This is a genomic window from Rhizobium sp. FKY42 (assembly GCF_005222835.1).
Lineage (GTDB): Bacteria > Pseudomonadota > Alphaproteobacteria > Rhizobiales > Rhizobiaceae > Neorhizobium.
The window spans coordinates 35894-39321 of the sequence record NZ_STGA01000075.1; the positions used below are offsets into that span (position 1 = coordinate 35894).

A 3428-nucleotide genomic window follows, 5' to 3' on the forward strand; every position below is an offset into this window, starting at 1 on the left:
TGTGACGATCCGGCAGATCAACCAGAACAACGACAATGATGTTTTCAACCGAGACAATGAGTGCATGGTGCAGATCACTCAGCCCCGCCCTCGCCGCGCAGATCCTTATTATTTCGACATTCCGAACGATAAGGGCGTCAAGCAGCGCGCTTGGTTCAATCTGGATTACTGAGGCATGCATGAACAACAGAATTCTCATTGTTGCAGCAACCGCCGTCGGTGTTCTATCCGGTGCAGGTGGTACCTATTTGATCATGCCAGCTTCCGAGCCGATCGTTCGACCTCCAAATGACACGGAGATTGCAGCGTTCGTTGCCGCTAATCCGGCACTGATCCCCAAGCCTCAAGCCCCTGCTCTCGACATTCCATCCAGCGACGAAGCGCTAGCTGCCTACCGGAAAGCTTATGCGCGCAATCCTCTAAGAACCGGTCGTGGTGAGGAAGATGTTACTCTAACCTTGGGGGAGTGTAACAAGAGTGCTAGCGGCCCGGGCGTATCATGCGTGGCCTCCATCAAGAGGAATGCGAGCGCAGCGCCTCTTGATCGTGTCATTGGATTTGCCAAGTCTGCATCCGGCGAGTGGGTTGCCACCAACTATTGAACTTGGTGCCGCAGCCCAACCCTCATTTGCCGATCGGACGTTTCAAAGAATTGATGTCCACTGACAGGTCGGGCGACATAGGGCTCGATCCAGATTGTTGATTTCTCGCCTGGCCTGCTGCTCGTCAACTTCTGGAAACCTGAATTGCCTGATCTATGGTTGCTCCGAAAGAGAAATCGGCAGCGGTCCTGCTTATTGCTTGTGGGGTAGATTAGTTCTAAGGGCTCGGCATTTTCGAATATTCAGACGGTAAGTTTAGCGCGCCGCCAAATCCGTAATTCCTTTTATTATGAGATATTTAGATAAAAAAGATGAAAATCCATAGGTTGTAACTCCCGCGTATTTGTCGCATAAAAAGTGCTGAATTGAGGGTGCTGCTGGTATCCCATATTCGCAGGATTGTTCACATACCGCTCTTCCCTCTCTTTGACGGAGGGGGACAACAAGGATGGAGAAACGAGGGTGAGGCTGCGGTTCCAGTTACAAATCTCGGCCATTGCTTTTGTTCTCGCAGCATCAGCCCATGTTCCTGTCGCGCAAGCGCAAGAGATCAAGGCTGCTGACCTGCCTTACATAAACGGAGGCTATGTTCTGTTTAAAATGGGGGGCCATAGGCTTCTCTTGGAACGAGACTGGACATCGGCGAAGCGGTTGCCGCCTTTCGATTCCTGGAAGAGGAATCAGCCGTCCATTGATGAGTGGCAAGTCCTGGATAGCTACCTGTCTTATTTTGCTCAGAAATTGGACATTGCGACGGACAAGGAGCAATGCCGTGGAGTAAGGCTGGCGATTACACTCAGGTCTGAAGGCAGCCCCTATCCTGGAGAAACCTATAAAGGGCAGTATCCAAAGTCGCGCGAAAGCGAGTTTCCATATCTGCGCGAGTTTGCTGATCCTGCGAACAGCGGGGCCCCGCTCAACGGAGAGCGATACTTCTTCCTCGCGTACCCCGTACTGAAAATGAGCAATGGTGAGTTCCCAATGACCTCGTGTCAGGAGGGCCAGTTGGGATCATGCGGGGTCAGTTTTGAACTTCAGCCTAACCTGTTTGCTCGCTTCAGATACTATCCAGGCAGCTGCGGCCTCGATCGGTTGGTCGAAACGGCTGTGGCAATCAGAAAGCGACTGCTAGAACGCTATACATTTAATACCGGAGATTGAAGATGACCTACCAATTTAGCACTGCCCAGATTGACGAAATCACCCAGCTTAGAAATTCAGTCCAGAATTCATCCAGCAATGATTTTGGCAAATACTATTTACTATATGAGAAACTTACTGAACTGACGACTGAACTGGGAGAATATGGGGTCCCCTACCCTGCTGCGAGTATGGATTCGTCAGTCTGGCTCTGGCTGTTAGGTGCTGCACGTATCAACAGGGGAGAAGGTTCGTTCTCGACGTTTATCCGCGAGTACACTTCCAAGCAGTATTTGTCTAGGACGGGAGAAATTCCTGCTCCCAGCACCATCCAAGCCGCATCCAATAAAATTGCATTGAACCTGATCAATACGATAATTTCCAATAAAATAATGCCGAATATTTTCGAGCTTGGAGATATAGATGCAGGCAATGTAATAGGTGAGTTGTATGGTGATTTAACTGATTATTCCAGTTGGTCAGGAAGTCTATTGTTCCTGTTTTTTGGTGAAAACTCGTTTTTTCGAAATCATATCCTGGATGCGAAGAATGGGACCTATGATGCGTTCTCGCTCGCTGATGCGCTGAAGCATGCACTGACAGCTTCCGGCGCTGAGAGAACATTCAGCGATGTTATGACAGTCATAAGTTCAATCACTCAAAACAATAACGGCGCGCTTTTGACATCGCAATCCGCGCTGTCTGCGTTGAACAGTCTTCTAACATATCTGGAAGACCGTTACGGGGAATTAGCCCCTGGTTTCTTTGAACTCGCCGACCGCAGTATATTCCTTGGGCGAAATACTGAAAATCAAACGGATGAAATGGGTGGCTCTCAAGGCGACGATATCATCCACGCGGGAAAGGGTAATGACACCGTTCATGGAGAAACGGGTCAAGACATCATTGATGGTGGCGATGGGGCTGACACTCTCACCTATGCAGAGCTTGGCGCTGCCTTAAATGTCGAAGTTCGCACGCTCCCTGACAACTCTTCCTACTTGTGGATCAAAAAAGGAACGGGAAGTTCAGGCATCGACACAGCCGTTAACTTTGAAACATATCTGCTTTCGACTGCAAACGATACGTTCAAAATTCAAAATACGGATGCCTTCATAGGCTTAGGAAAAGTTACAATAAATGCGCTCTACACAGCGGGAGCCGGCAATAAGGACACACTCGATTTTTCAAGCGTAAATAGACCTATTGAGATTCTTAAGGACGGACCAGTAAAATTTTATGGTTTCGAAAACGTTATAGGCTCGAGTTTCGACGACCGCGTGGAACTGGACGATCCGTCTCATACTCTGCTGGAAGGTGGAGCCGGTAATGATACATTGTTTGCTGGCGGCGGGGCGGATACCCTCGATGGCGGTGCTGGCAATGATAGCCTTAAGGGTGGCGCGGGTGCAGATAGGCTGATCTACACTGAAGGCACTGACACTCTGGATGGGGGAACAGGGAACGATTATTACGATTTCTCAGGTGCAGTTGGGACCGAGAAATTGGCAACTATCGTGTTCCGGCCGGGAGATGGAAGTGACTACATCACCAATCGAACAACCCTGAAAGAGATAGTACTTGATGGCGTCAATAGCAGTGAGGTCGTGGGTGTTTACGACTATCAGGTGACGCTACAGTATACCCAGGGCGACATCCATGTCTGGGAAATATCCGGTGGGTTCC

The 3428-nt window shown here is 49.6% G+C and carries 3 protein-coding genes; all 3 read left to right on the top strand.

Annotated elements, in window-relative coordinates; translation table 11 throughout:
• The first annotated feature begins 179 nt into the window (after nt 1–179).
• A complete protein-coding gene (locus E8M78_RS23180) occupies nt 180–602 on the top strand; it encodes a hypothetical protein (protein WP_137137286.1) in 423 nt (140 codons plus the stop codon).
• Nucleotides 603–1064: 462 nt separating this feature from the next.
• The gene (locus E8M78_RS23185) at nt 1065–1763 is read left to right on the top strand and encodes a hypothetical protein (protein WP_137137287.1); all 699 of its coding nucleotides are present in this window, start codon (nt 1065–1067) and stop codon (nt 1761–1763) included.
• A 2-nt stretch (nt 1764–1765) separates the two neighbouring features.
• A partial coding sequence (locus E8M78_RS23705) for a calcium-binding protein (protein ID WP_205910291.1) occupies nt 1766–3428 on the top strand: 1663 nt, incomplete at its 3' end.